Source organism: Streptomyces sp. NPDC041122, assembly GCF_055592445.1.
In genome coordinates, this window is sequence record NZ_JBVIYQ010000010.1 from 1 (window position 1) to 23,360 (window position 23,360).

A 23,360-nucleotide genomic window follows, 5' to 3' on the forward strand; every position below is an offset into this window, starting at 1 on the left:
GGAGTCAAGGGTGGAGCGCAGCGGAATCGGCGAAGCCGACGCGTAGCGCAGCGGAGCGCCCTTTACTGCCGGCCCGGAGGCGCCACACTCCGCAACAACCCGGGCGGCCCCGGTACGCATCGAAGGCGCCGGGCCACCGAAGACGCGCCCCCCGGTCACCGACAAAGGCACCGGCCCACCGAAGCCCCCGGCACAGTGCGGGGCAGGAACCCGGCGCCCCGTCCGCCGAAGTCCCCGCCCCCCGAGAGACTCTCAGCCCGCGAGCTCCCCGTATCCGCTGATCTCCTGCGGAGAGCGGCTCGGAGGGCCCACGTACCGCGCCGAGGGGCGGACCAGCCGCCCCGTCCGCTTCTGCTCCAGGATGTGCGCCGACCAACCGGCCGTACGGGCACACGTGAACATCGACGTGAACATGTGGGCCGGCACCTCCGCGAAGTCCAGGACGATCGCCGCCCAGAACTCCACGTTCGTGGCGAGCACCCGGTCCGGGCGGCGGGCGTGCAGCTCGTCGAGGGCCGCCTTCTCCAGCGCCTCCGCGACCTCGAAGCGGGGCGCGCCCAGCTCACGCGCGGTGCGCCGCAGCACCCGCGCGCGGGGGTCCTCGGCCCGGTAGACCCGGTGCCCGAAGCCCATCAGACGCTCGCCCTTGTCCAGCGCCCGCTTCACGTACGCGACCGCGTCGCCCGTCCGCTCGATCTCCTCGATCATGCCGAGGACCCGGGACGGGGCGCCGCCGTGCAGCGGACCGGACATCGCGCCCACGGCGCCGCTCAGCGCCGCCGCCACGTCCGCGCCGGTGGAGGCGATGACCCGCGCCGTGAAGGTGGAGGCGTTCATGCCGTGCTCGGCGGCCGACGTCCAGTACGCGTCGACGGCCTGGACGTGCTTGGGGTCGGGCTCCCCGCGCCACCGCTTCATGAACCGCTCGACGACCGTCTCGGCCGTGTCGATCTCCCGCTGCGGCACCATCGGCAGGCCCTGCCCGCGCGCCGACTGGGCGACGTAGGAGAGGGCCATGACGGCGGCGCGCGCCAGGTCCTCGCGGGCCCGCTCCTCGGTGATGTCGAGCAGCGGCCGCAGGCCCCAGACGGGCGCGAGCATGGCCAGCGCGGACTGCACGTCGACGCGGATGTCGCCGGAGTGCACCGGGATGGGGAAGGGCTCGGCGGGCGGCAGACCGGGGTCGAAGGCGCCGTCGACGAGCAGGCCCCACACGTTCCCGAAGGAGACGTGGCCGACCAGGTCCTCGATGTCGACGCCGCGGTAGCGCAGCGCGCCACCTTCCTTGTCCGGTTCGGCGATCTCCGTCTCGAACGCGACGACTCCTTCGAGACCAGGTACGAAGTCGGACATCAGGCGGCTCCTCGTGATGGGTTCGACATGATGGTTTTCGAGTGCGGCAAGGCGATCAGCTCATGACCATCGGTCAAAAGTGGGCGAACACGGCCCGGTTACGCGGTCCAATCCGCCCAACTGTGGCGAATTCGTCGACTCGCGGTCCGGAACGTTCCTCCCGGTGATGCCCAGTGGGGCAGGCCGTCACCCCACCGATCCGGCAGCAGGACGATATCCCTTGGTGCCACCTTTCGCGATGCCGTGCGGCACTCAGTGCCACACGTCACCCTCAAGGTTCCCCCGGCCCCCGCCCGGCCCACCCGGCCCCCGCGGGATGCGGCAGGATGACTGTGTGACCGACGCCAGCGCCGCCTTCTCCGAACCCCTGCCCGAGCCGGCCGACATGCGGGAGCAGTACGTCACCCGGGGCCTCGCCGAGGCCGAGCTGCCCGCGGACCCGATGGACCAGTTCGCGCTCTGGTTCAAGGAGGCGGCGGCCGACCGGAACGCGATCCACGAGCCGAACGCCATGGTCGTCTCCACGGCCGACGCCGCGGGCCGCCCCAGCTCCCGCACGGTGCTCCTGAAGGGCTTCGACGAGCGCGGCTTCGTCTTCTTCACCAACTACGGCTCCCGGAAGGCCCGCGAGCTCGCCGCCACCCCGTACGTCTCGCTGCTGTTCCCCTGGCACGCGGTGGCCCGCCAGGTGATCGTCTCCGGTGTCGCGGAGCGCGTCGGGCGCGAGGAGACGGTGGCGTACTTCCGCACCCGCCCGCACGGCTCCCAGCTCGGCGCCTGGGCCAGCGCCCAGTCCTCCGTGCTCGCCTCGCGCGCGGAACTGGACCGCGCCTACGCCGACTTGGCGGCCCGCTACCCCGAGGGCGAACAGGTCCCGGTCCCCCCTGACTGGGGCGGCTTCCGGGTGCGCCCGGTGACGGTGGAGTTCTGGCAGGGCAGGGCGGACCGCCTGCACGACCGCCTGCGGTACGTACGCCCGGAGGCGGGGAGCCCGTGGCGCGTGGAGCGCCTGAGCCCGTGAGGCCGGTGGCGGATTCGGCCCGTCCGGTGTTTGAGGACGAGTAGGCCGAAGGCCGCGACGAACGGCGCCCCGCGGTTCGCGGGGCCACCGCTCACCCCGTGAGGACCCCGTCCAGAAACGGTTCGATCGCGGCCCGCCAGGCCGCCGGCTGGTCGTAGTGGACGAGGTGCCCCGCGTCGGCCACCTCCGCGTACTCCCCGCGCGGCAGGACGCGGACCATCTCCTGGGACTCCGCCCGGCCGAGCTCGCCGTCCTGGCCGCGTACGACCAGTGCGGGGCAGCGGACCTGGATCAGTTCCTCCCAGTGCGCGTCGTGCACCCACGTCTCGCGGGACTCCAGCATCTGGGCGCGGTCGAAGACGGGCCGCCAGCCGTCCGTGCCCTCCCGCATCACCTCGGCGAAGAACTCGCCGCGCGCCGGGTTGGGCCGCTCCACCCAGGGGTCGTCCTCGCCGAACCACTTGCGGACGTCGGCGAGCGTCGCGAACGGCACCGGCCAGGACTTGAACCAGTCCTCCCACTCGCGCTGCGAGGCCGCCCCGAGCGCGGAGGCCCGCATGTCGCAGATGATCAGGCCCCGGACGAGGTCCGGGCGGCGGGCGGCGAGCTGCCAGGCGGTGAGGGCGCCCATGGAGTGGCCGATGAGGACGGCGGGCGCGAGGCCGAGCTGGACCAGGGCGGCCTCGGCGTCGTCCACGTAGGCGTCCCGGCTGAAGGGGCCCGCGGCGGGCTTCTCGCTCCTGCCGTGGCCGCGCTGGTCGAGGGCGACGGCGCGGTGCCGCTCGGCCAGCCAGCGGGCGGTGCCCGCCCAGTGCGAGGCACGGCCCATCAGGCCGTGCAGCAACAGCACCCCGCCCGGCGCCGCCTCGGCCTCCCGCAGCTTGGGAGGATCGGCGTACTCCCAGGCGGCGAGGCGTACGCCGTCCGTGCCCGTCACGTCGATGCGCCGCACCATGATTGCTGGCACCCCCCTGGGTTTCGCTCGGGATCCACGCCTGGCCCTGCTCCACGCCCCCGCACGCTATCGAACCCTCGTTCGAAAGCGGCCGCTTCGCCGATAACACCCCTCGTTCGAGTGACCGCACTCAAGGATTGACCGGCGCGGCCGAGGGGAGATCTTCAACGGGAGGCGGACCGCTCGGGGAAACCGGTCCGAGGGGAATGACCCTGAGAGCTCGGGGCTCCGGGTCAGTACAGGGGAGGGCAGGCCCCGGCGCTTCAGGGCGCCGGGGCCCTCGCCTTGTCCTCGCCACCGGCGGGGCGCGCGCAGGCGCTCGCCGGGCGGGCGTTCGGTGGGCGGGCGTTCGCGCTCACCAGACGGGCACATCTACAGCCCCCTCTCCGGCCGTGCGGCCAGACCCGGCGCCGACACGGTCAAGAGCCCTCAGGTCATATGCCTCTCGCGACAGCCTCGCACGCAAAACGCTCGGGCGCTGCGATTCCGCACACTGAATCTTGGACTCCGCAGGATCTCGTGGAGATCGTGGAGCAATGTCAACCACCCCTCCGGCAACGGGAGTTGACCCCGGCCCTCCGGCGAAACCTCCGGTGGCCCCTCGGTGAAACCTCCGGTGACCCCTCGGCGAAACCTCCGGTGAACCCGCCCGCGGAACCCGCACGCCCCGGCGGACCGCCGGAGCGCGGCGTCAGCGCTTGGCGACGAAGACGTGCGAGGCGACCTCCGCGGTGAGCTCCGCGGCCTCGCCGCTGCTGCCCACCAGGACGCCGCCCGCCGACTCCGTCACGCTCACCACGGAGCCCGGCTGCACGCCGGCCCGCCGCAGCGTGTACATCAGCTGGGCGTCCGTCTGGATCGGCTCGCCGATCCGGCGCACCACGACCGTCTTGCCCTCGGAGCCCGGGTCGAGCTCCGTCAGGGAGACCATGCCCTCGTCCAGGAACGGGTCCGCGCCGTCCTTCTCGCCCAGCTCCTCCAGGCCCGGGATCGGGTTGCCGTACGGAGACTCGGTGGGGTGACGCAGCAGCTCCAGGACGCGGCGCTCCACCGCCTCGCTCATCACGTGCTCCCAGCGGCACGCCTCGGCGTGCACCTGCTCCCATTCGAGCCCGATCACGTCGACGAGCAGGCACTCCGCGAGGCGGTGCTTGCGCATCACGCGGGTCGCGAGACGGCGGCCCTCCTCGGTGAGCTCCAGGTGCCGGTCGCTGGCGACCGCCACCAGACCGTCGCGCTCCATGCGCGCCACGGTCTGGCTCACCGTCGGCCCGCTCTGGTCGAGCCGCTCGGCGATCCGGGCGCGCATGGGGACCACACCTTCCTCCTCGAGCTCGAGGATGGTGCGCAAATACATCTCAGTGGTGTCAATCAGCCCCGACATGGGTGCCCCTCAGAATTCGCTCGTGCGCTGGCCCTGCCCTCAATTCTGACGCATACCACCGACAACCGTGCCGCGCCGGTGGAATTCCCGCCCGTGACCGGGCAGGACCGGCCTCCGACGGTGTTGACACGGTGCTGGTCCAGACCGCAACGTGATGCGAATGAGCTCGAAGAGCGAGGGCAAGATGGCAGGTCAGTATTTCGACGCCGCGATCGACCTGCTGCGGCGGGTCCGCGACGAGGAGTCCGGGACCGTCGCGGAGGCGGGCACGCTGCTCGCCGACGCGGTCGAGGCCGGCGGCCGGCTCTTCGCCTTCGGCGCCGGGCACTCCTCCCTCGCCGCGCAGGATGTCGTCTACCGCGCGGGCGGGCTCGCCGTGGTCAACCTCCTCGCCGTCCCCGGAGTGGTCGGCATCGACGTCATGCCCGCCACGCTGGGCTCCGCCCTGGAGCGGGTCGACGGCCTCGCGGGCGCCGTCCTGGACTCCTCGCCGGCCCGCCCCGGCGACGTCCTCGTGATCATCTCGCTCTCCGGGCGCAACTCCCTGCCCGTGGAGATGGCCATGAACGCCCGCGCCCTGGGCCTGAAGGTCATCGGCGTGACCTCGGTGGCGTACGCGACCGAGACCCGGTCCCGGCACGTCTCCGGCACCTTCCTGAAGGACCACTGCGACGTGGTGATCGACTCCAAGATCTCGGTCGGCGACGCCGAGCTCACCCTCGACGGCGTCGACGCGCCCTTCGGCCCCGCCTCCAGCGTCGTCACCAACGCGCTGATGCAGGCCATGATCGCCTCCGCCGTCGAGCGGCTCGCCGCGCGCGGCATCCAGCCGCCGCTGCTGCGTTCGGGGAACGTGGACGGCGGACACGACTGGAACGGGCGGGTCCTCCAGGAGTACGGCGACCGGATCTTCTACCGGCACTGAATCCGCCGCCGGCACCGACCTCACCGGCTCTGCTCAGTCCGGGGCGCGAACCGCACCCGTACGGTCAGCCCGCCGCCCGCCCCGTTCGCCTCTGCCGTGACCTCCGCGTCGTGGGCCCGCGCGATCGCCGCCACGATGGACAGGCCGAGCCCGGCGCCCTCCCCGGGCGCGTGCGTGCGTTCGTGCAGCCGCCGGAAGGGCTCGAAGAGGTGCGGGACGGTGTCCGGCGGCACCCCGGGCCCCGTATTGACCACCTCCAGCACGCCGTCGCCGTAGCCGCCGCCGTCAGCACCTCCGCCGACCACGACGCCCACCCGGCCCTCGGGGACGTTGTACCGCACCGCGTTCGCCACCAGGTTGTGGACGAGCCGGTCCAGCAGGACGCCGTCGCCCTCCACGGTCAGCGGGTCCGCGCGTACGGACACCGTGACGTCCCGCGCGGCCGCCTCCTCGCCGAGCCCGTCCGCCACGGCGTGCGCGAGCACGTCCACCGCGACCGGCTCACGCCGCTCCAGCCCCTGCTCCGAGGCGGCGAGCAGCAACAGCCCCTCGATGAGGTGCTCGCTGTCGTCGGCGACCGCGATGAGCTTCGTACGGATCCTCGCCACCCGCTCCGCGTCCGGCTCCCCGGCGAGACCGATCTCCGCCGCCGCCCGCTGCACCGCCAGCGGGGTGCGCAGCTCGTGCGCCGCGTTGGCCGCGAACCGCTGCTGCGCCCCGACCAGGCGCTCTATCCGGTCCAGCATCTCGTCGAAGGTGTCGGCGAGGTGCTTCAGCTCGCCCGGCGGCGCGTCCAGCGCGATCCGCTCGTGCAGATTGGCCGCCGAGAGCCGCCGCGCGGTCCCGGCGATCACCGACACCGGCCGGAGCACCCGGCCCGCCATCCACCAGGCCAGCGCGATCGACAGGACCGCGTACACGGTGAGGACGATCACCGAGACCGTCAGGAGACGGTTGAGCGCCGCCTCTCCGGCGAGGTCGCTGATGCGCGTGACGGCGAGGCCCTTGTCGGCGTCGACCGGCCTCCCCTCGACCCGCTGGGCGGGCACCGCCGAGGTCACCGGCATCGGCACGGGGTTCCACGGCGGCACCGGCCCCCGCGGCACGGCCGTCGTCACCGCCGTACTGATCGACGTGTACAGGCCCTGCTGCACCAGCAGATAGACCAGGCCGGTCAGCAGCGCCCCGGCCAGCACGAGCAGCCCCCCGTACAGCGCCGTCAGCCGGGACCGCTCGTTGCTCATCCGCGCCCGTACGAGCGGCCGGCGGGCCCTCACAGCGAGCGCCCCGCGATCCGGTACCCGGCGCCCGGCACCGTCTCCACCACCGCCGGTTCACCCAGCTTCGCGCGGAGCTTGGAGAGGGTGACCCGGACCGCGTTGGTGCGGTAACTGGTGTCCTCCTCCCACACCTGCTCGATCAGGTCCTCGCCGCTGACCACCGCGCCGTCCGCCCGCAGCAGCGCCTCCAGGACCGCGAACTCCTTGCGCGACAGCGACAGGTGGCGCCCGTCCCGGCTGGCCTGCCGGCGCGCGGTGTCCAGGACCAGACCCGCCCGTTCCAGCACCGGCGGCAGCGCCGGGCGCGCGCGGCGGCCGAGCGCCAGGACGCGGGCGAGCAGCTCGTCGTACGCGAACGGCTTGGTGAGGTAGTCGTCCGCGCCGAGCCCCAGACCGGCCACCCGGTCACGCACCGTGCCCGACGCCGTCAGCATCAGGACCCGGGTCAGCAGCCGCTGCTCCACGACGCGGCGGCACACCTCGTCGCCGTGCACGCCCGGCAGATCGCGGTCGAGGATCAGCACGTCGTACTCGCCGAGCTGCAGTTTCCGCAGCGCGGTCAGCCCGTCGGCCGCGACGTCGACGGCGAGCGCGTCGCGGCGCAGCCCGTCGGCGATCATCTCGGCCAGGAATTCCTCGTCCTCCACCAGCAGTACGCGCATGGGGCTCTGTGTACCTGAGAGTGACCTTTCGCCGGTGTAAGCGTCCCCGTTGAGAGAAACGAAACCCCGCTCCCCGCCAGCCTGTGCGCGTCAGTCACGCCACATGTAAGGGGAAGCCGCATGAGGACCGCCCGTACGACCCGCACCCGCCCCCGTACCCGCTCGGTGGCCGTCGCGTCAGCCTTCGCCGCACTCGCCCTGTTCGCCGGGGCCTGCTCCAACGACTCCGGCTCCGGCTCCGGCAAGGGCTCGTCCGACAGCGCCGACGGCAAGGGCGCCGACGCCGACAAGGCGTTCAAGGAGCGCGAGTGCCTGCGCAAGCACGGTCTGAAGGTCGCCGAGCCCAAGTCCGGCGAGGACGCCCGCGGCATCACCATCGGCGGCGACATGGGCAAGGAGAAGATGCAGAAGGCCATGAAGGACTGCGGCATGGGCGGCGGCTCCAAGGGCGGCGGCATCTCGCAGGCCGACAAGGACAAGATGCTCGAGTACGCCCGGTGCATGCGCAAGAACGGCTTCCACATGCCCGACCCGAAGTTCGACGGCCCCGGGATGCAGGCCCAGCCCATGCCCAAGGGCGCCGAGGCCAAGAAGATGGAGAAGGCCGCGGACGCGTGCAAGGGCATCGTCGGATGAGGCGCCGCACCGCGGTCGTCGCCACCGTCGTCACCTTCCTCGCCGTCACCGGCGGCGGCGTGGCCGTCACCGCACTCGCCGACGGCGGCGGCACGGAGCACTCGGGCCACCGCGCGGCCGGCCTGCCGCCCGCCACCGCGGCCGTCGAGAAGGGCGACCTCAGCAGCGGCACCCAGGTCGACGGCACCCTCGGCTACGCCAAGGAACGCAAGGTCAACGCGGGTACCACCGGCACCCTGACGTGGCGTGCCGACACCGGCTCCACGGTCGGACGGGACGGGCGGCTGTACGAGGTGAACGGCGCGCCGGTCCGCCTGATGTACGGCACCGAGCCCATGTACCGCACCCTGAAGAGCGGCGACAAGGGCAACGACGTGCGCCAGCTGGAGCGGAACCTGGTGGCCCTCGGCTACGGATCCGGGCTCGCCGTCGACGACACGTACACCGAGGGCACGGCGGCCGCCGTCAAGCGCTGGCAGAAGGCCCACGACCGCAAGCAGACCGGCCGCGTCGGGCCCGAGCAGATCTCCTTCCAGCCGTCCGCGCTCCGCGTGAAGTCCGCCGGTTCGGCCGTCGGCGACCAGGTCGCGCCCGGCAGGCCGGTGCTCTCCACGACCGGCTCCGAACGGGTCGTACGCGTCGAACTCGACGTGGCGGAGGGCGACTCGGCGAAGAAGGGCACGAAGGTCACGGTGTCCCTGCCGGACGGCAGCACGGTCAAGGGCAAGGTCGCCGCCGTCGGCAGGACCGCCGAACCGGGCGACGACCCCAACGACAAGACCCCCAAGATCCCGGTGACCGTCACCTTCGACGACCCCGGCGAGGTCGACGGCTTCGACCAGTCGCCGGTCACCGTCAACCTCACCGGCGAGACCCGCGAGGACGTCCTCTCCGTCCCCGTCAACGCGCTCCTCGCGCTGCCCGGCGGCGGGTTCGGCGTCCAGCTGGTCGAGGGCGGCCGCACCCGGGACGTCGAGGTCGAGCTCGGCATGTTCGGGCAGGGCAGGGTCGAGGTGAGCGGCGGTGGGCTGCGGGCCGGCATGAAGGTGGGGGTGCCGAAGGTATGAACGGCCACCAGGACGTCCCCGCCGTCGTGGAGCTGGCGGGCGTCACCAAGGAGTACCCCGGCGGCGTCGCCGCCCTGCGCGGCGTCGACCTGACCGTCGGCGCCGGCGAACTCCTCGCCATCGTCGGCCCGTCCGGCTCCGGCAAGTCCACCCTGCTGCACATCGTCGGCACCCTCGACCGGCCCACCGCGGGCTCCGTCGCCATCGCCGGGCACGACGTCGCCGCGCTCACCGACCGCCGTCTGTCCGCGCTGCGCGCCCGGCACATCGGCTTCGTGTTCCAGGCGTTCCACCTCGTCCCCGGCATCAGCGCCCGCGACAACGTCGCCGAGGGCCTGCTCTACTCCGGTCTCTCCCGCGCGGAACGGCGCCGCCGCGCCGCGCACGCCCTGGAGCGCGTCGGCCTCGCCGACCGCATGCGGCACCGCCCGCACGAACTGTCCGGCGGCCAGAAACAGCGCGTCGCCATCGCCCGCGCGGTCGTCGGCGAACCCGACCTGCTCCTCGCCGACGAGCCCACCGGCGCGCTGGACTCCGCGTCCGGCGAAGCCGTCATGGCCCTGTTGCACGACCTCAACGCGGAGGGCGCCACCATCGCCGTCATCACCCACGACACGGAGATCGCCGCCCGGCTGCCGCGGCAGGTGCGGATCAGGGACGGGCAGGTCGTCGCGGACACGCGGGGCGCGGAGGTCGCGGCGTGAGGGCCCGCAACCGTACGACGGCGCGCCGCGGGGCCCTCAGGGCGGCGCGGCTGAGCCCGCGCGACGTCCTGCACGTCGGCTCCGCAGGGCTGCGCAGCCGGCCCGTACGGGTCGTGCTCTCCGCGCTCGGCATCGCCATCGGCATCGCGACGATGGTCGCGGTGGTGGGCATCTCGTCCTCCAGCAAGGCCCAACTGATGCGGGAACTGGACTCGTTGGGCACGAACATGCTCATCGCCTCGCCGGGCGAGGCGATGTTCTCCGGCGAGAAGGTGACCCTGCCGAAGGACGCGGCGGGGCGGGCCGGACGGGTCGACGGGGTCGAGGATGTCGGGGCCACCGGTGATCTCGAACGCTCCGTGCGGCGCAGCGAGAAGATCCCCGAGGACGAGACCGGCGGGATCTCCGTGAAGGCCGCCACGGAGGGGCTGCTGAAGGTGTTGCGCGGGAAGGTGGCGCACGGCAGCTGGTTCAACGCGGCGAACAGCCGCTATCCGTCGGTGGTCCTCGGCCACGTCGCGGCGCAGCGGCTCGGCATCACGTCGCCGGGACAGCAGGTGTGGATCGACGACCGGTACTTCACCGTGATCGGCGTCCTCGGCCCGCTGCCGCTGGCGTCCGACATCGAACGCTCGGCGCTGACCGGCTGGGACGCGTCGCGCAAGCTGCTCGGCTTCGACGGCCACCCGACGTCGGTGTACGAACGCTCCACCGACGCGACCGTGGGCGACGTGCGGCGGCTCCTGGCCCCCTCCATCGACCCGGAGAACCCGCGCAACGTCCAGGTCACCGACCCGTCGTCGGCGCTCCAGGCGAAGGCGGCGACGGAGGGCGCGTTCTCCACGCTGCTGCTCGGTCTGGGCGGGATCGCGCTGCTGGTGGGCGGGGTCGGAGTGGCCAATACCATGATCATCTCGGTCTTGGAGCGGCGCTACGAGATCGGCCTGCGCAGGTCGCTGGGGGCGACGCGGGGCCAGATCCGCATCCAGTTCGTGACGGAGTCGCTGATGCTGTCGGGCCTCGGCGGCATGGCGGGCGTGGCGCTGGGCGCGGCGGCGACGGCGGCGTACGCGGTCTCGGGCGGCCTGCCGTGGGTGGTCCCGCCGTGGGCGATGGCGGGCGGCTTCGGCGCGACGCTGGCGATCGGTACGGTGGCGGGTCTGTACCCGGCGGTGCGGGCGGCGCGTTTGTCTCCTACGTTGGCGCTGCACGCGGTGTGAGGGGGGAGTCTTCGGTGGGCCGGTGTCTTCGATGGGTGCCGGGGCCGCCCGGGTTGTTGCGGAGTGTGGCGCCTCCGGGCCGGCAGTAAAGGGCGCCCTTCGGGCGTCGGCTTCGCCGATTCCGCTGCGCTCCACCCTTGACTCCCGTCCCTCCACCGCAGCGAAACGTCCGACCCGGCCGGCCAGGGGATGGCGGCGGACCTAGCCGGTCGGGTCATCAGCTTTCGCTGCCGGGTGCGGTCCGGCCCATCGTGAGCGGATGCCCCGGTGCGAGCTCGGCCAGCCGCGCGGCATCGCCGCTCGGGTCATCACCTCGCGTCGCCGGGCGCGGTCCGGCCCATCGTGGGCCGACGCTACGGTCGGGGCTCGGCCCACGGCCGGTCTGGTCGGGTCATGGGCCTTCGCTGCCGGGTGCGGACCGGCCCATAGTGGGCGGGCGTCAGGGTCGAGGCTCGGCCAGCCGCCCGGCCTCCTCGCCCGGGCCACCGGCCTTCGCTACCGGTGCGGCCCGTCTCATCGTGAGCGGACGTCTCGGTGCGGGCTCGGTCCGCCGCGCGGCCATGCCGCTGGGGCCATCAGCCTCCGTTGCCGGGTGCGGTCCGGCCCATCGTCGGCCAATGTCAGGATCCGGGCTCGGCCAACTACGCGGCCATGCCACTCGGGCCATCCCCCCTCGCTGCCGGGTGCAGACCGGCCCATCGCGCCCCGCCGTCCCGGTCGGGGGGGCGGGGTGTGCGGGCCGGGCTATCGGGGTTGGGGACCTACTTTGGGAAAGTTGCGTAGCAGTTCCCCGCGCGCCCCCTTCCCGCGCCATCAGCCCTGGCTGCCGGGCGCCGACCGGCCCATCGCTCCGCCGTCCCGGTCGAAGCGGGGTCGGGTGCGCGGGCCGGACTCTCGGCGTCAGGCACCTACTTCGGGAAAGTTGCGAATGAGGACGCCGCGCGCCCCCTGCCATCACGGTGAATGCGCCCCCGGGGACGTGACTCCGCCCTCTGACCTCAGGCCCGTCCCCGCCCCGTTCCTTCCCTCTCGGGCACCTACTTGGGGAAAGTTGCGAAGCAGTTCCCCGCGCGCCCCCCTCCGTGCCTTGTGCGCCGCCGGGCGGGTGGGGCGGTCGCAGGATCCCACCCCCTATGCGAGCCCAGCAGTCCCACTCAACTCCTCTGTCTCGCAGGCCTCATGCGTCACGAGATTCCGCCCGTCCCAGGATTTCCGTGTCCCGCAGAGGACCTGTCCGTCCCATCGCCGCCAGCGGGTTGGCTGGTTCCGGGGGCGCTTGGGTTGTGGCAGGGGGGCGCGCGGCTTCCTGATTCGCAACTTTCCCGAAGTAGGTGCCAGACCCCCGGCGGGACATCGGGACATCGAGGGTGACGTCCGCCGACGATGGGCCGGAGCGCACTCGGCGAGGAAAGCGGATGGCCCGAGAGGCGTGGCCGCGCGGCTGGCCGAGCTCGCACCGTGGCCGCCGCCCACGATGAGCCGGACCGCACCCGGCCGCGAAGGCCGATGACCCGACCAGACGGGCCGTGGGCCGAGCTCGCACCGGGGCGTCCGTCCACGATGGGCCGGACCGCACCCGGCAGCGAAAGCTGATGACCCGACCGGCTAGGTCCGCCGCCTCACCCCTGGCCGTCCGGGTCGGACGTTTCGCTGCGGTGGAGGGACGGGAGTCAAGGGTGGAGCGCAGCGCAATCGGCGAAGCCGACGCGACGAAGGAGCGCCCTTTACTCCCGGCCCGGAGGCGCCACACTCCGCAAACACCCGGGCGGCCCCGGTCACCGACAAAGGCACCGGCCCACCGAAGGCGCAGAGCAGGACCGAGCCCCTCAGGGCCCCACCACCTGGGCGAGGTCCAGGGACGAGGCGACCCGCGCCGCCACGCTCTCCGCGTACGCCGCGTCACCCCCGTCGAACTGCCCCCGCCCGGCCCCCCGCAAGAACGTCACGACGCCCAGCGTCCGCCCCCGACTGCGCAGCACCACACACAGCGCGTGCACCGAGTCCTCCGGCCACTGCCGGGCCGCGGCCCACTCCCGTACCCGCTCCGGTGCAGCCGCCACCCCCGCGCTGGCCCGCACCGACCCCGTCCGCTCCACGCACTGGGGCGCGGGATGTCCCTCGGGATACCGCACCGGAATGCCCGCCATCGCGACCGGCAGGCAGGGCCCCGGCGGCCCCGCGGGCGTCGCGGCGACCCGCACCAGCCGCACCGGGCTCTCGCCCGCGAGGACGTCCACCAGCGCGTGGTCGGCGAAGCCGGCGAGCGCGAAGTCCAGCTGGACGGTGGCCGCCTCCATGGGGTCCTCGCACTCCGCGGTGGCCCGCGCCGCCCGGTGCAGCTGCTGGGAGCGGAAGCGCAGCTGCGAGGCCACCTGCTCGGTCTGCTTCGCCTCCGTCACGTCCACGAAGAGCCAGCCCACCCCCAACGGCACCGGCTCCTCCGCGAGCGGCGAGGCGAGCCGCAGGAACCCGCTGCGCCAGCAGCGCCGCTCCGCCCCCTCCTCCTGGCCCGCCCCGGCCCGTACCGACACCCACAGCTCGGCCGGCGCCGGCGGCGTGCCCTCGGCCAGTACGTGGGTCAGCGCGCTCTCCAGCTCCTCGACGCCCTGCCCGAGCAGGTCGGCGAGCGGGCGTCCGAGGACGGCGGTGCGGCCGATGCCGAAGGCGCGGGCGGCGTGTTCGTTGACGACGGCGGGGCGCAGGTCCGCGTCGACCAGCACCACGCCCCACGAGGCGTTCTCGAAGAGCGCCTCGCTCAGGGCGATGGACCGCTCCAGATCGATCTGCGCGTGGACCTCGCTGAAGGCGCAGTACATCCCCGCGGTCTTGCCGTCACCGCCCCGCACGGCCGCCGACTGCATCCGTACGAGCACCCGCCCGCCGTCCTTGGTCACCAGCGCGAACTCGTGCACCTGCCGCCCCGGCGCGTCCATCGCGGCCATCAGCCGCCCCTCGACGTCCCCGGCGTCCGCGGCTCGCACCGCCCACCCGGTGAACCCCCGCCGTCCGACGGCCTCCGCCGTCGACCACCCGAGGATCCGCTCCGCCTCGCGGTTCCAGTGCGTCACCACGCCGTCGGCGTCGAACGCGCACAACGCGGCGTCCATCCCGTCCAGCAGCGCCGCGAGCAACTCGGCACCGCCGGGCTCGGGTTCTTCAGGACCCAGTTCGTCAGTAGTTCCGCTCTGCCGCGAAGCACTCACCTGGAACCCCCTACGCTGCGCGATCTCCCTGTATCGCACGTCAGATCATTCAACTGGAACGTGACCCACCCCACAGGTAGTTCCCGGAAGTCGGTGAGAAATCGTTGTGCGCGAAATTCGGTTGTGCGGCGCGTGGGGCGGTTCCTAGGGTGGTGTGCACACGAGAAGGGAGGTGGTTCGGCCGATGTATGGAAACCGGACGCGTGAGGTGACTGCGGGCTAGCGGCCCGTCGTCGCAACTCGAATTCGGCGCCGGACCAGCGCGTGCGTTGTGCGTGCAGCCGGCCCTATTCCCCAGCAGTCACCCGACCCGCGAGCCGCCGGTACGTCCGGCCGGCTTCCTCCGCCCGGATGCATACGGTGCGGCAGGAACCACGGCTCGCGGGTCGTCTGCGTTCAGGGGGTCTCAGCGTTCAGGGGCGCGCAGTGTTCAGGGGCTCTCAGTGTTCAGGGGCTGTCAGCCCCTGCTCACCGCCGCGAGGATCTCCGGCAGCCGGCCCGCCAGCCGCGGGGCCGCCAGGCGGAGGCCCAGCTCCGTGACCACCGCCCCGTACACCGTGCCCACCGGCAGCAGGAGCCAGCTCCACGCGGACGCCCCCGACGCGTGCAGCCAGATCGTGAGGGCGAGGACCGGGGCGCACAGCAGGGCCGCCGCGACCATCCCGCCGAAGACGGAGATCCAGGCGAGCCCGGCCTGACCGGGGGCCACGTTCTTGTGGCCCTCCTGCGGGATCGAGTACGGGAAGCGCGTCGAGGACCACGCGCCCGTGGCCAGCATCGCGCCGAGCAGCGCGAAGGAGAGGCCCAGGACCTCCGGCAGGGTCGGCCACTCGCCGAGCACCGCCACCGTCACGACGGTCACAAGCGCCGCGTACGGGACGGTGATGAGCAGCAGCGCCAGGGCTCGGCCGCGCAGCTCCACGTACGCGTCGCGCGGCGCGGAGATCGTCGTCGCCACCATCCAGAACGCCGAGGTGTCCTGGCCGAACTGGTTGTACATGAGGATCCCGAGCATGCCCGCCGCGAAGCAGGCGAAGTAGCCGGACCCGGTGCCCTGGAGGGCGTTGAAGAGCGGCACGATCAGGCCGATGGCCAGGGACGTCACCCAGGCCGCCTTGGTCTTCGGGTCGCGCCAGACGTAGCGCAGGCTGCGCTCCATGACGGTGCCGGTGCGGCCCGCGGGGAGCAGGCCGCCGAGGGCGCCCGAGGCGCGGGAGGTGCCCTTGTCCGGTTCCGCCGCCGCGAGCGTGGAGCCGTCCGGCGTCGTCATCAGGCGGGCCAGGCTGCGCTGCCAGAGGGCGAGGAGCGCCGCCAGCGCCGCCGCGCCGAGGGCGAGCTGCGCCGCGCCGGTGGCGTACGCGCCGTCGCTCACCGAGTCCACCGCGCCGAGCGCCGCGGCCGGCGGGATCCAGCGGACGACGTCCGCCGCCGGGTCGAGCGTGGACAGGCCGGACGAACCGAGCCGCTGCGCCCCGAAGTTGACGACCTGCGCGCCGACCGCGATGACGAGCCCGCTCAGGACGGCGAGGTCGCGCCCCTTGCGGCTGGTGAGGAGGCGGGTGTTGGCGGCGGCGACCGCGCGGGCCAGCGCCACGCAGATCAGGAGGGTGAGGGCGACCGCGACGACGCCGGTGACGGCCGCCGCGGCCCCGTGGGCCAGCGCGATCGCCGCGCCGACGGCGAGGCAGAGGGTGAACAGCGGACCGATGCCGACGAGGGAGGCGACGAGCAGCGACCGTACGAGGGGGCGGGGCCGCAGCGGCAGCATCACCAGGCGCGTCGGGTCGAGGGTCTCGTCGCCGCTCGCGAAGAACAGCGGCATGACGGCCCAGCCGAGCGCGAGCACCGCGGTGAGCAGGACGCAGACGGTGGCGGCGTGGGGGTCGCCGCGCAGCGCGACGAGGCCGAGGAGCTGGAGCGCGGCGACGAGGAGCGCGGCGACGACGGACGCGATGTAGGCGGCGCGGCGGCCGGCGGACTGGCGCAGGCCGTTGCGCAGCAGGGACAGCTTGAGGCGGACGAAGACGGGGGTGAGCGCCGGGTGGGCGGCGCGGGCGTGGGCGTCGGCGGCGGTGGTGGTGGTGCGGGGCGTGGTCATCGGCTGCCGCCGCCCAGCCAGTCGAGGTCGGAGCCCGTGTCGCGGCCGCCGGCCCCGACGAGTTCGAGGAACGCCTGTTGCAGCGAGGGCGCCGCGCCGCGCACCTCGGCGAGGGTGCCGTGGGCGCGGATGCGGCCCGCGGCCATGACGGCGACCCAGTCGCAGAGCGACTCGACGAGTTCCATGACGTGGGAGGAGAAGACGACGGTGGCGCCGGAGGCGGTGTAGCGCTCCAGGACGCCGCGGATGGTCTGCGCGGAGACGGGGTCGACGCCCTCGAACGGCTCGTCGAGGAAGAGGACTTCGGGGTTGTGCAGCAGCGCCGCGGCGAGGCCGATCTTCTTGCGCATGCCGGTCGAGTAGTCGACGACGAGTTTGTGCTGGGCGCCCGCGAGGTCGAGTACGTCGAGGAGCTGGGTGGCGCGTTTGTCGACCTCGGCGCCGGGCAGGCCGCGCAGCCGTCCGGTGTACGCGAGGAGTTCGCGGCCGGAGAGCCGTTCGAAGAGGCGCAGGCCCTCGGGGAGGACGCCGATGCGGGCCTTGACCTCGACGGGGTCGCGCCACACGTCGTGCCCGACCACCTCGACGGTGCCCTGGTCCGGCCTGAGCAGACCGGTGACCATGGAGAGCGTGGTGGTCTTGCCGGCGCCGTTGGGCCCGACGAGGCCGATGAACTGGCCCGCGGGCAGGGTCAGATCGATGCCCGCCACCGCGATCTGTTCGCCGAACCGCTTCCAGAGCCCCTGGATCCGTACCGCCGTCGCTTCGGTCACCGTGCCGCCCTTCGCCGCTTCCGCCGTTGTCGCACGATACGTCGGCGGCGGGCTGGGCCGGGCCGGGCCGCGGTCAGGGCCGGTGGGCCGGTGGGCCGGCGGGTCAGCGGCGCGCTTCCCTGCCGCACGCGTACGCCAGCGGCGAGATGATCTCCTCGGCGTCCGGCAGCCAGCGGTTGGCGGCGGTGGGGCGACAGGCCCACTGGACGGCGCCCCTGGCGCCGTAGCGGGTGGGGGGCCCGGCGACGTAGGTGCCCTCGCCGTGGCAGACCAGGTCGATGGCGGCCGGCGGCCAGCCCAGGGTGCGGACGAGGTCGGGCACCTTGGCGGCGGCGCCGGGGAGCACGAAGAACTGCATGCGGCGGTCGGGGGTGCACGTCACGGGGCCGAGCGTGAGCTCCATGCGCTCCATGCGGGCGAGGGCGAGGAAGCCGGCCGTCTCGGGCACGTCGATGGCGTCGAAGGTGCGTCCCGTCGGGAGCAGGATCGAGGCGATCGGCTGCTTCTGCCAGAGCCTGCGGGCCACGGTCGCGCTGCCGGTGGCCTGGGTCGCCCAGTCCTCCCTGGCGGCGTGTGCGCCGGGCGCGTCGCACGCGGTGTCCCCGCACGAGCACCGCTCGACGCCGTCGACCGACTCCAGCCAGGTCCCGGGGAACACGTCCCAGTGCCGCTCCTCCGCGTACCGGACGGCCGTGTCCAGCAAGCCTTCTCCGCGCTGCTTCGGGATCTGCGCGGCTGACGTGACTCCGATGGTCTCTTCCACGCAGTTCTCAACTCCCGGTGCCACCTCGGGTTACGGGCGCACGCGTGGGCGGGGGAGGAGCATCGATCCTGCGCTCGGGGCGCATGGGTGCATGGGTGGGGGCGCGCAGGGGGAATGGCTGCCGGGCGCGGGTAGCCAGGTCACGGGCAATCAGAGGACGCCTCGGAGGAAGCCCGGGGACCGACAGGTCCGTACAGATCGGTACTTGTAGTACTTCATGGCTTCTTTTGCTTCTTCTGTGGCGCATCTTCGCCTTGCCTCAAGGGCATTGATCATCGTGGGCGGTCCACTGGACGGCCCGTGTCGATGGTCCACGGTGCACTCAGGGGGTTACGCCATGGCCGCCAGGCCACTCGTCGCGCGACAGCCCAACGAAAGGCTGCAGGCGCTCATCCAGGAAGCCGGCTGTTCCAACGCCGGACTGGCCCGCAGGGTCAACATGTGCGGCGCGGAGCACGGTCTCGATCTGCGCTACGACAAGACGTCGGTGGCCCGCTGGCTGCGCGGGCAGCAGCCGCGCGGGCGGGCGCCCGGCATCATCGCGGAGGCGCTCGGCCGCAAGCTGGGCCGCACCGTCACGATCGACGAGATCGGCATGGCGAACGGCAAGAACCTCGCCTCCGGCGTGGGCCTGCAGTTCTCGCCGACCGTGCTCGGCGCCATCGAGCAGGTCTGCGAGCTGTGGCGCAGCGACGTGGGGCGGCGGGACTTCCTCTCCGGCTCGTCCGTGGCGGCCTCCGCGCTGGTGGAGCCGAGCCGCGACTGGCTGATCTCCTCGCCGGACTCGCAGGTCGGCAGGACCGCGGGGCCGCGCGTCGGGATGTCGGACGTGGAGGCGGTCAAGGCGATGACGGAGGCGCTGACCAAGCTGGACCACCAGTTCGGCAGCGGCCATGTGCGGCCGGTCGTCGTGCACTACCTCAACTCCGTGGTCTCCGGGCTGCTCGCGGGCTCCTACCGGGAGGCGGTCGGGCGTGAACTCTTCGCCGCCGTCGCGCGGTTGACGGAGCTCGCCGGGTACATGGCGGTCGACACGGGGCAGCCGGGCCTCGCCCAGCGCTACTACATCCAGGCGCTCCGGCTGGCCCAGGCGGCGGGCGACCGCGGATACGGCGGGTACGTGCTCGCCGCGTCGATGAGCCACCTCGCGGCGCAGCTCGGGAACCCGCGCGAGATCGCGCAGTTGGCGCGGGCGGCGCAGGAGGGCACCCGCGGCCGGGTCACGCCCCGCGCGCAGGCGATGTTCTACGCGGCCGAGGCACGCGGGCACGCGCTGCTCGGTGACGCGCGGGCCACGCAGGTCGTGGCGGGCCGCGCGGTCGAGGCGATGGACCGGGCGTCCGGCGAGGCCGGCTCCGGTGACGACCCGGTGTGGATCCGGCACTTCGACCACGCGTATCTGGCCGATGAAATGGCGCATTGTCACCGTGACTTGGGGCAGGCCGAGGCGGCGGCGCGCAGCGCCCAGGAGTCCCTCGACGGGCACCCCGAGACGCGGGCGCGGCGCCGGGCGATCGGCCTGGTCCTGCTGGCCACGGCGCAGGTGCAGCGGCGCGAGGTCGAACAGGCCTGCCACACGGGCATGAAGGCCGTCGAGCTGCTCGGCACGCTGCGCTCCAACCGCGGCGCGGAGTACCTGGAGGACCTCCAGGACCGCCTGGAGCCGTACCGGGACGAGCCGGTGGTACGGGAGTTCGGGGCGCGCGTCGACGTCCAGGCGGCGTGAGGAGCGCGTGAACGTACCCCGGAACAGCGTCCGGGCGGGAGGTTTTGTTACTTCCGCCCGTCGGCGGAGGGCGGCGATCTGAGCTGCGTGGCAGAGGGATGTGGCGACCCGGTAGCGTGACCCGACGGTTCCGTAGGTCCCCCATATGTAGGAGTCCCGGTGACGCAGCAGAGCGGTCAGGGCGCTGCTTCCTCCGATCCGCAGCAGCCCGCGGCCCGGCCCGCCCACGAGGGCGTCGTGCTGCCCGCGGACGGCAGTGAGCCGCTCTTCCCCGGCACCGCGGGCCGGCACAGCGCCCCGGCGGGCGGTGACCCGTGGGGTCAGCCCTGGGGGCCCGAGACGGCGGGCCCGCCGCCCGGCGAGGGCCACCAGTGGGGCACGCCGCCCCACCAGCCCACGGCCCAGCCCCTCCCTCCGGAGGGCACGACCCCGCCTGCCGGCCCGTACGGGTCCGGCCCGTACGGCACGCAGCAGGGTTACAGCGGCGAGAGCTACGGGGGCCAGGGGTACGGGTACGGCGCCCAGGACCCGCAGAGTTACGGATACGGGGTTCAGCAGGGCCAGCCGAGCCAGTACGGCGAGCAGGCCCCACCGGGATACGCGGCCCAGGCCGCCCAGCCGGGCCAGCAGACGCACCCGGGCTACCCGGGCCCGTCGGACCCGCAGGCCTACCCCGGCCGACCCGCACCCACCGGGCGCCACGGGCAGCAGGACCCGTCCTCGTACCCGGGCCAGAACGACCCCTCCTACGGGGCGCAGCCCACCGGTTCGCGCGGCGCCCACGCCGCCCCGCACCGGCCGGGCGGCACCGACCCCTACGGAACCCCGCGGAGCGACCGCACCCCGCAGGGTGAGGGCGCGCACGGGGCGCACCAGGCGCACGGCTCCCACGCTGCGCCGCAGCAGGGCCACGGCGCCCACGCCGCGCCGCCCGCGAGACCGGGCGCGCACGCCGCGCCACCGGCCGGGCAGCCGCTGCCCGGCGGCCGGGGCGCCCAGCCCCTGCCCCCCGCGGCCTCGGGGCGCCAGGCACAGCTGCCCGCGGCCACGCCCCCGGCGAGCATGCCGCTGCCGCCCGTCGCCGCGCCGGGCGCGTCGCCCGACAGCGAGGCCACCCAGTACATCGCCCCCGTGCCCGCGAGCCCGGGCGACGACGAGGGGGCCACGCAGTACATACCCCCGGTGGGACCCGGCGCCCTGCCGCCCGAGGCTCCCACCGCCCCCGCTCAGGCCGCCGACGCCACGCAGTTCCTGGGCCGCACCCCCGCGTCAGGCCCCACGTCAGGCCCCGCCTCCGGCCCGCTGCCGGGTGCCATGCCCGGCGCCGCGTCCGACAACGAGCCCACCCAGTTCATCGCGCCCGTCCCCGGCGGCACCGCCCCCGCGGGCCACGGCGCGCCGCCCGGGCCGTCCGGCACCCCGTACGGGATCCGCCCGGGCGCGCCCGGCGACCGGCAGCCGCCCGCCGAGTTCGACAGTCTCTTCCGTACCGAGCCGGAGGCCGAAGGCCCCGCCTCCACGCAGCAGATGCCCCGCGTCCAGGCGCCGGGCGGCGTGCCCGCCCCCGAGCCCGCGGGCGGCGGCCCCGGGGGACCCCGGCGCGGTGGCCGCGGGGCCCGCACCGGCTCCAAGGTGCCGCTGATCGCCGCGGCCGGCGTGGGCATCGCGGTGCTCGGCATCGGCGCGGGCGCGCTGCTCAGCGCGGGCGGCGGTGACGACGACGAGGCGAAGGGCGACGACAAGGCGGTCTCCGCCTCCGCGGACCCCGACGAGCGGCCCTCGCCCGCCGCCGACCCGGTCAAGGAGCAGGCCGTCGCCCTCGACCGGCTCCTGGCCGACAGCAACAACAGCCGTGACACGGTCATCGCCTCCGTACGCAACGTGGGCAGGTGCCAGAACCTCGGCCAGTCCGCGAAGGACCTGCGCGGCGCGGCCAAGCAGCGCAACGGCCTGGTCACCCGGCTCGCCGCGCTGAAGGTCGACAAGCTCCCGGCCAACGACCAGCTGACCGCCGCCCTCAACAAGGCGTGGAAGGCCTCGGCCGCGGCCGACAACCACTACGCGGCCTGGGCGGACCAGGTGGCGGGCAAGAAGGGCTGCCACAAGGGCCGGGCCCGCAACACCCCGCAGGCCGCGGCGGGCAACCACCAGAGCAACGTGGCGACGATCTCCAAGGGGCAGGCCGCGGGGCACTGGAACGCGATCGCCCGCAAGTACCACCTGACCGAGCGGAGCAAGACCCAGCTCTGAGGCGAGCGGCGGCTAGACCGTCTGCTCCAGCGTCTTCTCCACGTTCACGAATCCCTTGCGGGCCGGGACGAGGCGGCCGTCGCGCACCACCTGGAACGTGACGGCCGAGTTGATCAGGCGCGGGTACTCGCTGGCGGCGAGCAGGTCCTCGAAGCGCCAGCTCAGCGGGGGCGTGAGGCCGCCCGTGCCGACCCGCAGGCCGCCGTCCAGGGCGCGGCGCAGGGTGCGCGAGGACACCTCGCCGCCGTCGAGCGACTCCACGACCTGCTTCAGGACGGTGTACGCGATCCACGTCGTCTGCACGCCCGCGTCGGCCGGGTCGACCCGGTTGTCGCCGAAGGCGTGCTCGCGGACGACGTCGCGCATCCGGTCCCACCGGGCGTCGCTCGTCGCGGGGTACCAGCCGGTGACGTACGCGCCCTCGTAGGGGCCGCTCGCGCCGCCGGTGCGGTCGACGAGGGACTGGTCGACGCTGCCGAGCACCGAGGAGATGCGGACCGGCGGATAGTCGTCCCTGGTGCGGCGGAAGGAGTCGTAGAAGGTGTCCGTGCGCGCGCCGAGCGCCGCCGTGACACAGCCCTTCGGGGTGCCCGCGGACTTCAGCGCCTGCTCGGCCTGCGGGGTGAGGTCGGTGCCGTCCTCGGGGGCCCGGATGTCGGCGACGGGCCGGTGGTGGCCGTCGGCGAGGCCCTGGTTGAGGAGCTTGGGCAGCTCGTCGCCGGCGAGGGTGTCGGGGCGGACCAGGGAGACGCGGTCGCAGCGGGCGGCGAGCTGGCGGCCGTTGCCCGCGAGGAGGGCGGGCTCGCCGCCGTTGACGGGGTAGGAGAGCGGGCTGCTGAACTCGTCGTCGGTGATGCCGTAGCCGCCGATGTAGGGGATGCCGGCGCCTTCCAGCGGGGCGAGGAAGGAGCTGCCGTGCTGGCTGTACGCGCCGACGACCGCCGCCACGTCGTTGTCGACCGCCTCCCGCGCGCAGGCGGCGGCGCCCACCGTGTCGTTGTGGTCGTTGCAGGTGAGGACCTTCAGCTCGTGGCCGTCGAGGCCGCCGTGCGCGTTGACCCAGCGGGCGTAGGCCTGCGCCATGGCGGGCATGCCGGGCTTGTTGGTGGCCTTGGTCTTCTCGGGCGCCCAGGTCATGACGGTGATGGGGTCGTCCCTGGAACCCCCCGTGGTGCCAGGGATGACCCCGCAACCGGATATCAGGGACGTACACGCCGCCACGGCGGCCGCGGAGAGCAGAGCGGTACGGGTGGGGCGGGGGAGGAAGGTGCGTCGCCGGCCGGTCATGTCCCTGCACGATGCCGTCGCGCGGCCAACCGTGGAGTGACTCGCCCTCAACG

The 23,360-nt window shown here is 73.7% G+C and carries 18 protein-coding genes; 8 read left to right on the forward strand and 10 right to left on the reverse strand.

Annotated elements, in window-relative coordinates; all coding sequences use genetic code 11:
• Window positions 1–252 precede the first annotated feature (252 nt).
• Complete coding sequence (locus tag ACZ6B8_RS31165) at window positions 253–1,353, reverse strand: citrate synthase 2 (protein WP_471087826.1); 1,101 nt, start codon at window positions 1,351–1,353, stop codon at window positions 253–255.
• A gap of 316 nt (window positions 1,354–1,669) precedes the next feature.
• On the opposite strand from ACZ6B8_RS31165, the gene pdxH reads away from it, so the two are divergent.
• On the forward strand, window positions 1,670–2,374 hold the full coding sequence (pdxH, locus tag ACZ6B8_RS31170) for a pyridoxamine 5'-phosphate oxidase (RefSeq protein WP_471087824.1): 705 nt from the start codon (window positions 1,670–1,672) through the stop codon (window positions 2,372–2,374).
• Window positions 2,375–2,465: 91 nt separating this feature from the next.
• On the opposite strand, the gene ACZ6B8_RS31175 is transcribed toward pdxH, so the two are convergent.
• Together ACZ6B8_RS31175 and ACZ6B8_RS31180 are read right to left on the reverse strand one after the other, a co-directional pair.
• A complete protein-coding gene (locus ACZ6B8_RS31175; protein WP_355808050.1) occupies window positions 2,466–3,329 on the reverse strand; it encodes an alpha/beta fold hydrolase in 864 nt (287 codons plus the stop codon).
• A gap of 691 nt (window positions 3,330–4,020) precedes the next feature.
• Window positions 4,021–4,713, reverse strand: coding sequence for a metal-dependent transcriptional regulator (locus tag ACZ6B8_RS31180; RefSeq protein WP_355807864.1), 693 nt, complete (start codon window positions 4,711–4,713; stop codon window positions 4,021–4,023).
• A gap of 160 nt (window positions 4,714–4,873) precedes the next feature.
• Here ACZ6B8_RS31180 and ACZ6B8_RS31185 point away from each other — a divergent pair, with 160 nt between their 5' ends.
• Window positions 4,874–5,638 carry an SIS domain-containing protein gene (locus tag ACZ6B8_RS31185; RefSeq protein ID WP_471087821.1) on the forward strand — a complete coding sequence of 255 codons (765 nt, stop codon included), beginning with the start codon at window positions 4,874–4,876 and terminating at the stop codon, window positions 5,636–5,638.
• A gap of 20 nt (window positions 5,639–5,658) precedes the next feature.
• Here ACZ6B8_RS31185 and ACZ6B8_RS31190 read toward each other — a convergent pair whose 3' ends face one another.
• Both ACZ6B8_RS31190 and ACZ6B8_RS31195 read right to left on the reverse strand, forming a co-directional pair.
• Entirely contained in the window at window positions 5,659–6,882 is a 1,224-nt protein-coding gene (locus tag ACZ6B8_RS31190; protein ID WP_471609374.1) for a sensor histidine kinase, read from the reverse strand.
• Window positions 6,883–6,911: 29 nt separating this feature from the next.
• Window positions 6,912–7,580, reverse strand: coding sequence for a response regulator transcription factor (locus ACZ6B8_RS31195; RefSeq protein WP_471087815.1), 669 nt, complete (start codon window positions 7,578–7,580; stop codon window positions 6,912–6,914).
• Between the two features lie 120 nt (window positions 7,581–7,700).
• Between ACZ6B8_RS31195 and ACZ6B8_RS31200 the strand changes: the two genes are divergently transcribed.
• Genes ACZ6B8_RS31200 through ACZ6B8_RS31215 form a run of 4 tightly spaced genes read left to right on the forward strand, consistent with a single transcriptional unit; the run spans window position 7,701 to window position 11,207 of the window.
• A complete protein-coding gene (locus ACZ6B8_RS31200; RefSeq protein ID WP_471609375.1) occupies window positions 7,701–8,216 on the forward strand; it encodes a hypothetical protein in 516 nt (171 codons plus the stop codon).
• Entirely contained in the window at window positions 8,213–9,283 is a 1,071-nt protein-coding gene (locus ACZ6B8_RS31205; protein ID WP_471609376.1) for an efflux RND transporter periplasmic adaptor subunit, read from the forward strand. The genes ACZ6B8_RS31200 and ACZ6B8_RS31205 overlap by 4 nt, the downstream gene beginning before the upstream one ends.
• Window positions 9,280–9,987: an ABC transporter ATP-binding protein gene (locus ACZ6B8_RS31210; RefSeq protein WP_471609377.1), complete on the forward strand. Its 708-nt coding sequence runs from the start codon at window positions 9,280–9,282 to the stop codon at window positions 9,985–9,987. Before ACZ6B8_RS31205 ends, ACZ6B8_RS31210 begins: the two co-directional genes overlap by 4 nt.
• Entirely contained in the window at window positions 9,984–11,207 is a 1,224-nt protein-coding gene (locus tag ACZ6B8_RS31215) for an ABC transporter permease (protein ID WP_471609378.1), read from the forward strand. The genes ACZ6B8_RS31210 and ACZ6B8_RS31215 overlap by 4 nt, the downstream gene beginning before the upstream one ends.
• A gap of 1,826 nt (window positions 11,208–13,033) precedes the next feature.
• Here the strand turns inward: ACZ6B8_RS31215 and ACZ6B8_RS31220 are convergent.
• The 4 genes from ACZ6B8_RS31220 to ACZ6B8_RS31235 all read right to left on the reverse strand — a co-directional run bounded on the left by ACZ6B8_RS31220 (window position 13,034) and on the right by ACZ6B8_RS31235 (window position 18,044).
• The gene (locus ACZ6B8_RS31220; RefSeq protein ID WP_471609379.1) at window positions 13,034–14,410 is read right to left on the reverse strand and encodes a PAS domain-containing protein; all 1,377 of its coding nucleotides are present in this window, start codon (window positions 14,408–14,410) and stop codon (window positions 13,034–13,036) included.
• Between the two features lie 457 nt (window positions 14,411–14,867).
• Entirely contained in the window at window positions 14,868–16,508 is a 1,641-nt protein-coding gene (locus ACZ6B8_RS31225) for a transporter (protein ID WP_471609380.1), read from the reverse strand.
• On the reverse strand, window positions 16,505–17,281 hold the full coding sequence (locus ACZ6B8_RS31230) for an ABC transporter ATP-binding protein (RefSeq protein WP_471087793.1): 777 nt from the start codon (window positions 17,279–17,281) through the stop codon (window positions 16,505–16,507). Before ACZ6B8_RS31230 ends, ACZ6B8_RS31225 begins: the two co-directional genes overlap by 4 nt.
• A gap of 103 nt (window positions 17,282–17,384) precedes the next feature.
• Window positions 17,385–18,044, reverse strand: coding sequence for a bifunctional DNA primase/polymerase (locus ACZ6B8_RS31235; protein ID WP_471087790.1), 660 nt, complete (start codon window positions 18,042–18,044; stop codon window positions 17,385–17,387).
• A 337-nt stretch (window positions 18,045–18,381) separates the two neighbouring features.
• Here ACZ6B8_RS31235 and ACZ6B8_RS31240 point away from each other — a divergent pair, with 337 nt between their 5' ends.
• Both ACZ6B8_RS31240 and ACZ6B8_RS31245 read left to right on the forward strand, forming a co-directional pair.
• Window positions 18,382–19,770 carry a transcriptional regulator gene (locus ACZ6B8_RS31240; protein WP_471087788.1) on the forward strand — a complete coding sequence of 463 codons (1,389 nt, stop codon included), beginning with the start codon at window positions 18,382–18,384 and terminating at the stop codon, window positions 19,768–19,770.
• A gap of 159 nt (window positions 19,771–19,929) precedes the next feature.
• Window positions 19,930–22,020 carry a hypothetical protein gene (locus tag ACZ6B8_RS31245; protein WP_471609381.1) on the forward strand — a complete coding sequence of 697 codons (2,091 nt, stop codon included), beginning with the start codon at window positions 19,930–19,932 and terminating at the stop codon, window positions 22,018–22,020.
• A gap of 12 nt (window positions 22,021–22,032) precedes the next feature.
• Here ACZ6B8_RS31245 and ACZ6B8_RS31250 read toward each other — a convergent pair whose 3' ends face one another.
• The gene (locus ACZ6B8_RS31250; RefSeq protein WP_471087783.1) at window positions 22,033–23,307 is read right to left on the reverse strand and encodes an ABC transporter substrate-binding protein; all 1,275 of its coding nucleotides are present in this window, start codon (window positions 23,305–23,307) and stop codon (window positions 22,033–22,035) included.
• Window positions 23,308–23,360 lie beyond the last annotated feature (53 nt).